Below are 7,613 nucleotides of genomic sequence, written 5' to 3'. Positions count from 1 at the left end.
CGGCGCGCGCAGAGCGACGGCACCGGCGGCATTGACCAGGCCGCGTTTTTCGAGAAAGCGCAGCAGCGAGCGGATGCCGGCAAGGCCGCGCCCCAGCGTGCGGGCGCCAGCGCCTTCATTGCGGCGTTTGGCGAGAAAGCCGCGCAAATCCGCCGGGCGCAGTTCGGCGATGTCGGAAATGCCGGGCGGGCCGCCGCAATGTCCGGTCAAGAAATGCAGGAACTGGCGGGTGTCGCGCTCATAGGCCTCGACCGTCTCGGGCGAGAGCCGGCGCTCATGCGCCAGCGTCTTCAGCCAGGTTTCGCGCGCCGCCTGGAGGTCGGCTTTTGCCGGGATGAGGAATTCCTGCATGGCTGCAGTTTCAGGCATGCGGGTTAGGAAGCGGTGAAGAGGCCGTCATTGAAATGATGGCTTGAGGGGATTAGAGCAGGGCAAAGGAAGCACCGCCGATGTCGAAGCTCGAAAACCCCGTACAGATGGCCGTCATCGGCGCCGCCCACGGCATCAAGGGCGAATTGCGGGTGAAGACCTTCACCGGCGACCCGCTGGCGCTGGCCGATTATGGCCCGCTTTATGCCAAGGATGGCCGCGCCTTCCAGATCAACGACATCAGGCCGGCGGGCACCGTGGTGGTCGTGCGCTTCAAGGGGGTCGGTGACCGCAACGCCGCCGAGGCTTTGGCGGGCACGGAGCTGTTCGTCGACCGCTCGGTGCTGCCCGACGACGGCGAGGAGGACGAGTTCTATCACGCCGACCTCATCGGCCTCGACGTCCGGGACGATACAGGGGTCATCGGCAAGGTCGTCGCCGTGCATAATTTCGGCGGCGGCGACATACTCGACGTCACCCTTGCCGGCCGCAAGGGCGTACTGATCCCGTTCACGCAGGCCGCGGTGCCGCATGTCTCGATCGCCGACGGTTTTGTCGAGGTCAATCCGACGGCGGCCGGCCTTGTCGAGGACGAGGAAGATGGGGAGGCGCCGGGCCGTTCCGGCTTCGACCCGAAGGGCAGGCCGCGCGGACCGACGGACGCCGGGGGCAACCGTTGAGCTTTGCCGCCTCGGTGCTGACGCTCTATCCGGAGATGTTTCCGGGCGCGCTCGGCCTGTCGCTTGCCGGCCGCGCGCTGGAGGCGGGCACATGGTCGCTGGAAGCGATCCAGATCCGCGACTTCGCCACCGACAAGCACCGCACCGTCGACGACACGCCGGCCGGCGGCGGCGCCGGCATGGTGATGCGCGCCGACGTACTGGCCAGGGCGGTCGACCATGCTTCGCCGCCGGACGATCCACGCCCGCGCCTGCTGATGAGTCCGCGCGGCAAACCGCTGACGCAGGCGCGCGTGCGCGAGCTGGCCGCCGGACCGGGCGCGGTCATCCTGTGCGGGCGCTTCGAAGGCGTCGACCAGCGGCTGATCGAAGCACGGGGGCTCGAGGAAGTCTCGATCGGCGATTTCATCCTGTCGGGCGGCGAGCCGGCCGCGCTCGTGCTGCTCGACGCCGTGGTGCGGCTGTTGCCCGGCGTCATGGGCAATGCCGTCTCGGGCGAGGAGGAGAGTTTCGAGAACGGCCTGCTCGAGCACCCGCACTATACGCGGCCGCAGGAGTTCGAGGGCAGGCAAATCCCCGACGTGCTGATCTCCGGCAATCATAAAAAGATCGCCGAGTGGCGGCGCGCCGAGGCCGAGAAGCTGACGAGGGAGCGGCGGCCGGACCTGTTGGCGGCGGATCAGCCCTTGGTGAAATAGTAAAAGGCGAGGAACAGGCCGACGGCGACGACGAAGCCGCGCACCACGCCCTGCGGGACGCGCTTGGCGATCCAGACACCGGCATAGCCGCCGAGCGCGCCGCCGGGGATCATGACGATCGCCTGCGGCCAGGCGACGACGCCGCCCGAAACGAAGACCAGGATGGCGATGGCCGCGATGACCACGGCCAGCATGTTCTTCAATGCATTGAGCTTGTGATAGTCGCCGGCCTGGGTCAGGCCGAGCGTGGCCAGCATCATCACGCCCATGCCAGCGCCGAAGAAACCGCCATAGACCGATGTCAGGAACTGTGCCAGCGTGCCGGCAAGCGTGCCGACCGAGGCCTGATGCTCCGGCCCGGCTGTCGGCTTGAGCCACGGACCGGCGGCGAACAGCGCGGTCGCGGCGATCAGCAGCCACGGCACCAGCGCGCGGAAGGACGGGTTGGAAAGCGCAAGCAGGATGAGCGAGCCGGCCAGCGCGCCGAAGGCGGAGATGACGCAAAGCAGCAGCGCCTGGCGCCAGAAATGCCTTATGTCGTCACGGTAGGCGAGCGTCGAGGTGATGTAGCCGGGAAACTGCGTCACCGAGGAGGTGGCGTTGGCGACGATCGGCGGCACGCCGACCAGCGTCATGGCGCCGAAGGTGACGAAGGTGCCGCCGCCGGCGACGGCATTGACCGCGCCGGAGACAAAACCTGAGAGAAACAGCAAGACGGCATCGAAAAAAGTCATTTTTCCCGCTTAGAAAGCTTGCGAGGCGCGCGCAACCCGGCACGGCGGCAATGTCATGGGGCCATCAGCCGCAAAAATATGCCTCAAAGGCCCCTTTTTTTGATGCATGTCGTCGCGCCAGAACCGCGCACAGTTCCGGGCGACATGCATTTGGGCGTGACAAAGCGGCAAAATGGCTGTATGTGCCCGCCCGAACCGGAAGAACGATCTTCTGGACCCGTCAACAAGTGCGGTGTAGTCGCCCCTGCCCAATGTTTCGACAAAGGGCATAGCCGAGCGGTCATTGGAACTGCAAGGCGAGTTGAGGACGCTCTGACTGTCGGAAGAACAAGAAGTGGATATTTGAGATGGATCTCATCCGTCAGCTCGAGGCCGAACAGGCCGCCAAGATCGAAGCCAAGCGCAAGCTGCCAGAATTCCAGCCGGGCGACACCGTGCGCGTTCAGGTGCGCGTCACCGAAGGCACCCGCACCCGCGTCCAGGCCTATGAGGGCGTCGTCATCGCCCGCGCCGGCTCGGGCTTCCAGGAGAATTTCACCGTCCGCAAGATTTCCTACGGCGAAGGCGTCGAGCGCGTTTTCCCGGTCTACTCGCCGATGGTCGAGGGCGTCGAGATCGTGCGCCGCGGCAAGGTGCGCCGCGCCAAGCTCTATTACCTGCGCGACCGTCGCGGCAAGTCGGCCCGTATTTCGGAAAACACCGGCGTGCGCGCCCGCAAGCTGAACGACGAAGAGCGTGATGCGCTGGCCGCCGAGCGCGCCCGCATCGAGGCCGAGAAGGTCGCCGCCGCCCAGGCGCTGGCCGCCGAGACGGCCGCCAAGGAAGCCGCCGAGAAGAAGGCCGCCGCAGAGGCTGCTTCGGCCGAATAAGATTTGGCAAGACAGGTTTCTGGAAAGGCGGCTTCGGCCGCCTTTTTTCGTTTTCACTGAGCTGTGATCGCGAGCCTCGGGAAAGCCGATCCGCCGGGATTGACAGCCTATTACCTTGTACACTAATTAATCGTGTACAAATTAAATGGAGACAAAAGATGTCGGCACTTTACAGCACCCAGGCTCACGTCAGCGGCGGCCGCAGCGGTCACGGCAAGACCAGCGACGGCCTGCTCAAGGTCGATCTGGCGATGCCGAAGGAACTTGGTGGCAAGGGCGGCGCCACCAATCCCGAGCAGCTCTTCGCCGTCGGCTACGCGGCCTGCTTCGAGAGCGCGGTGCGTTTCGTCGCCCGCCAGCAGAAGCTGCCGCTTGAGGACGCTTCGGTCACGTCCACGGTGAGCCTCTACCCGAACGACCAGGGCGGCGGCTTCAGGCTCGGCGTTTCGCTGGCGGCCGAGATCAAGGGGCTTGATCAGGCGGGCGCCGAGGCGCTTGCATCGGAAGCGCACAAGATCTGCCCCTATTCCAACGCCATCCGGGGCAATATCGACGTGGCGCTCTCGGCAAAGGCTGCATGACGACGAAGACCGAAACAATGACCAGGCAAGCCCCGGCGCAGGACGCCGGGGCTTTTCCCGTGCCGCGTCTCGACCAGCAGCTTTGCTTCGCGCTCTATTCGGCCAGCGGGCTGATGACCAAGCTCTACCGGCCGCTGCTCGATCCGCTCGGCCTCACCTATCCGCAATATCTGGCGATGCTGGCGCTGTGGCAGCATTCGCCGAGCACGATCGGCGAGCTCGGCGCGGCACTTGGTCTCGATTCGGCGACGCTGACGCCGCTGATCAAGCGCATGGAAGCCGGCGGACTCGTGACGCGCCGGCGCGACAGCGCCGACGAGCGCCGGGTGCTGGTCGAGCCGACAGCCAAGGGTGAGGCGCTGCGGGCCAGGATGAAGGACGTGCAGGAAGGGCTCAGCTGCGCCATGCCGCTGGAACGGGCCGAGCTCAAGGCCCTGCACGGCACGCTGACCCGCCTGGTCGCCGGATTGCGCGAAGCCACGGCCGATCAGGACTGACCGCCGCAAAGCTCGCCCTCGAAACCATCCCCGAAGAGCATCGGATTGCATGTTGGCCGGCCTGCGCCAGCGCGGACCGGCTTGCAAGGCGCATGCGGCAAGATAGAGCATCTCACCGTCTAACGAAAACGGCGAAACGCTCTATCTCTTTGTTTTTACGCAATTCCGGACGGAAAACCGCTTCACACTTTTCCTGGAATTGCTCTAAAGTCGGCACCGGATTTTTCCCAGCCGCGAGATTGCAGCGCGGCCGATCATTTTCGGAGATTTGTCATGACCAAGTCGAAACTGCTGCTGGCCGCGATGCTGGCCTGCCTTCTTACGCCTGTCGCCGCGCTCGCCGACAATCTGCCCGATCTCGGCGGCAAGAAGGTCGTGGTGGTGACGGAAAACGCCTATCCGCCGCTGCAGTTCATCGACAAGAAGACCGGCAAGCAGATCGGCTGGGAATATGACGCGATGGACGAGATCGCCAAGCGGCTGAACTTCAAGGTCGAGTACCAGAACACTTCCTGGGACGCGATGATCCAGGCGGTTTCCGACAACCAGTACAACATCGGCATGACCGGCATCACCATCAAGGACGACCGCAAGGAGAAGGTCGACTTCTCCGACCCCTATATGCGCTCGGAGCAGTTCATGCTGGTGCGCGGCGACGAAAGCCGCTTCACCGACGCCAAGACCTTCGGCGCCTTCAAGGACGGCCTGATCGGCGCCCAGCCCGGCACCACGCCGTTCTACACCGCCGTCTACAGCGTGCTCGACGGCAACGAGCAGAACCCGCGCATCAAACTGTTCGAAACCTTCGGCGCGACCGTGCAGGCGCTGAAAACGGGCGACGTCGACGTCGTGCTCACCGACGGCACCGCCGGCCAGGGCTACGTCGATGCTTCCGAAGGCAAGCTGAAGCTGATCGGCGGACCGCTCGGCACCGAGGACTTCGGCTTCATCTTCCCGAAGGGCTCGGACCTGGTGAAGCCGGTCAACGCCGCGATCGCCGCGCTGAAGGCCGACGGCACCTTCGACAAGCTCAACAAAAAGTGGTTCCTCGATTACAAGATGGGGCAGTAGGCTCGTCTTGGTGCGCGCAGTGGGTTTGCAGGAAATCGCGCTGACGTTGCGCCAAGGCCCCCCTCTCTGCCCTGCCGGCCCCAGCCCTTCGCTGTCGCTCCGGGCGTTCGTCGTTCGAAAAGCCAAGTCATTGGCTTTTCGTCCGCTACGCGGACCTCTCCTCACCCCTCTCAAGGGGGGAGATTGGCAGCTCCACCGACGGTGCTCCTCATTCAACGTTGGAGATTGGCGAAAGCCCGCGCGAAATTCCATCTCCCCCCTTGAGGGGGAGATGGCCGGCAGGCCAGAGAGGGGGGCCTGGGTGCCGCCCTTTCGGGACTTCCTGTCAGGCGAAACCGCCTAATGGCCGTGGCATCATCCTCCACCAAACCCGAATTCCCCTGGTGGCTGGCCGCCGCTCTCGCCCTCGCTTTGGCCGCCGCCCTGGCTATCGCTTCCAGCGACCTCTACGCGCAAGTCTTCGCCACCGTCGCCAAGGGTATCGGCATCACCATCTTCGTCACCGCGGTCGCCTTCGCCCTGGCCTCCGCGCTGGGGCTCGGCATCGCGCTGATGGCGCTGTCGGGGTCGCAGTGGCTGCGGCAGATCGCGCGCTTCTATGTCGAGATCATCCGCGGCGTGCCGATCCTGGTGCTGTTGTTCTGGATCGCCTTTGCCGGCGCGCCGGCCTTCGTCGCCGCCTGGAACGCGCTGACCGCGCCGCTGCAGAGCGCCGGCCTGATGGGCGAACTCCTGGTGCGCGACGTGTCGCTGCTGTGGCGCGCCATCATGGCTCTAACCATCGGCTACTCGGCTTTCATCTCGGAAGTGTTCCGCGCCGGCATCCAGTCGGTCGAGAGAGGCCAGATCGAAGCCGCCAAGGCGCTCGGGCTCAGCCGAGCGCAGCGCTTCCGGCTGATCGTGTTTCCGCAGGCGATCCGCATGATCCTGCCGCCGCTCGGCAACGACTTCGTGGCCATGGTCAAGGATTCGTCGCTGGTATCCGTGCTCGGCGTCGCCGATATCACCCAGATCGGCAAGGTCTACGCCGCCGGCTCGTTCCGCTTCTTCGAGACCTATTCGATCGTTGCCTATATCTATCTCATCCTGACCGTCGGCCTGTCGCTGGCGCTGCGGGCGCTGGAACAGCGGCTGCGCCGGCAGCATCAGGAATAGCCAGCACGCCAAGGTCCGCGCTATCTCTTTGTTATGACGCAATTCCGGACGGAAAGCCGGTTCCCACTTTTCCTGGAATTGCTCTACCTTGGTCACATGCATCCGGCGGAGGAGACGCGCCCCATGAATTTCGACAAGGCCAATGCGGCGCTGGATTCCGTCTATACGGCCGATACGCCGGAAGGACTCGCCAAGGCCTATGCCGACTGGGCCGCGACCTATGACAGCGAGACCGCCTCGCTCGGCTATCTCCTGCCTTTCCTCATCACCGCCTGGGTGGCGCGGCATGTGCCGGCGGGCGAAGGGCCGCTGCTCGATGCCGGCTGCGGCACCGGCCTGTCGGGGCCGTCGCTGAAGGCGCTGGGCTATGGCGACATCGCCGGACTCGACCTCTCCGACGACATGCTGAAGATCGCCGGCAGTCGCCAGGTCGGCGGCAAGCCGGCCTATGGCGAGCTGAAGAAGGCGATGCTCGGCGGTCCATTGCCTTGGCCCGACCGGCATTTCCGCGCCTTCTTCTCGACCGGCGTCTTCACCATCGGCCATGCGCCTGCTTCGGGCCTGCACGAGCTGGTGCGCATCACGCGACTAGGCGGCCACGCCATCTTCACCGTGCGCGACCAGGTTTTCGAGAGCGGCGGGTTTCAAGCGGTGTTCGACGAGTTGGAGCGGGCAGGGAAATGGCGCCTGGCCGAGCAGAGCCCATGGTTCCGCTGCTACGCGATCGGCGACCCGGAAGCGCTGGTGAAGACGTTTGTGTTCGAGGTGGCGTAAGCGCGACTTCCCCTTCCCCCTTGTGGGGGAAGGTGGCCGCGTAGCAGCCGGATGAGGGGTGTTCCAGGGAAAGCAGGCGTCTCACTCCGCTGGAATACCCCTCATCCGTCTCGGCGCTACCGCGCCGATCCACCTTCTCCCACAAGGAGGGCTTTGCACAGGGAGCGCAGCGGTTAGCGTTGGGT

At 65.1% G+C, this 7,613-nt stretch carries 10 protein-coding genes; 8 read left to right on the top strand and 2 right to left on the bottom strand.

The window, feature by feature from the left end:
* Nucleotides 1-351: site-specific integrase (locus FJ471_RS33485; protein WP_181179930.1), on the bottom strand; the 351-nt coding region annotated here is incomplete at its 3' end.
* A 98-nt stretch (nucleotides 352-449) separates the two neighbouring features.
* On the opposite strand from FJ471_RS33485, the gene rimM reads away from it, so the two are divergent.
* Together rimM and trmD are read left to right on the top strand one after the other, a co-directional pair.
* A complete protein-coding gene (gene rimM / locus FJ471_RS33480; protein WP_140810422.1) occupies nucleotides 450-1,049 on the top strand; it encodes a ribosome maturation factor RimM in 600 nt (199 codons plus the stop codon).
* Complete coding sequence (trmD, locus tag FJ471_RS33475) at nucleotides 1,046-1,747, top strand: tRNA (guanosine(37)-N1)-methyltransferase TrmD (RefSeq protein ID WP_140810415.1); 702 nt, start codon at nucleotides 1,046-1,048, stop codon at nucleotides 1,745-1,747. The genes rimM and trmD overlap by 4 nt, the downstream gene beginning before the upstream one ends.
* Here the strand turns inward: trmD and FJ471_RS33470 are convergent.
* A complete protein-coding gene (locus FJ471_RS33470) occupies nucleotides 1,729-2,481 on the bottom strand; it encodes a sulfite exporter TauE/SafE family protein (protein WP_140810408.1) in 753 nt (250 codons plus the stop codon). The two genes, trmD and FJ471_RS33470, sit on opposite strands and share 19 nt — an antisense overlap.
* Nucleotides 2,482-2,828: 347 nt before the next feature.
* On the opposite strand from FJ471_RS33470, the gene rplS reads away from it, so the two are divergent.
* From rplS to FJ471_RS33440, 6 genes are all read left to right on the top strand, one after another.
* A complete protein-coding gene (gene rplS, locus FJ471_RS33465; RefSeq protein ID WP_140810401.1) occupies nucleotides 2,829-3,350 on the top strand; it encodes a 50S ribosomal protein L19 in 522 nt (173 codons plus the stop codon).
* Nucleotides 3,351-3,508: 158 nt separating this feature from the next.
* The gene (locus tag FJ471_RS33460) at nucleotides 3,509-3,931 is read left to right on the top strand and encodes an organic hydroperoxide resistance protein (RefSeq protein ID WP_140810394.1); all 423 of its coding nucleotides are present in this window, start codon (nucleotides 3,509-3,511) and stop codon (nucleotides 3,929-3,931) included.
* Nucleotides 3,932-3,948: 17 nt separating this feature from the next.
* Nucleotides 3,949-4,428, top strand: coding sequence for a MarR family transcriptional regulator (locus FJ471_RS33455; protein ID WP_246684903.1), 480 nt, complete (start codon nucleotides 3,949-3,951; stop codon nucleotides 4,426-4,428).
* Nucleotides 4,429-4,701: 273 nt separating this feature from the next.
* Complete coding sequence (locus FJ471_RS33450; protein WP_140810379.1) at nucleotides 4,702-5,499, top strand: transporter substrate-binding domain-containing protein; 798 nt, start codon at nucleotides 4,702-4,704, stop codon at nucleotides 5,497-5,499.
* Nucleotides 5,500-5,841: 342 nt separating this feature from the next.
* Nucleotides 5,842-6,654: an amino acid ABC transporter permease gene (locus FJ471_RS33445; RefSeq protein ID WP_140810371.1), complete on the top strand. Its 813-nt coding sequence runs from the start codon at nucleotides 5,842-5,844 to the stop codon at nucleotides 6,652-6,654.
* A gap of 123 nt (nucleotides 6,655-6,777) precedes the next feature.
* Entirely contained in the window at nucleotides 6,778-7,428 is a 651-nt protein-coding gene (locus FJ471_RS33440; RefSeq protein WP_140810362.1) for a methyltransferase domain-containing protein, read from the top strand.
* Nucleotides 7,429-7,613: the final 185 nt, after the last annotated feature.

Source organism: Mesorhizobium sp. B2-7-1 (assembly GCF_006440735.1).
Classification (GTDB): Bacteria; Pseudomonadota; Alphaproteobacteria; order Rhizobiales; family Rhizobiaceae; genus Mesorhizobium.
Note: the sequence above shows the minus strand (reverse complement) of the source record. Positions and strands in the feature narration are given on the sequence as shown.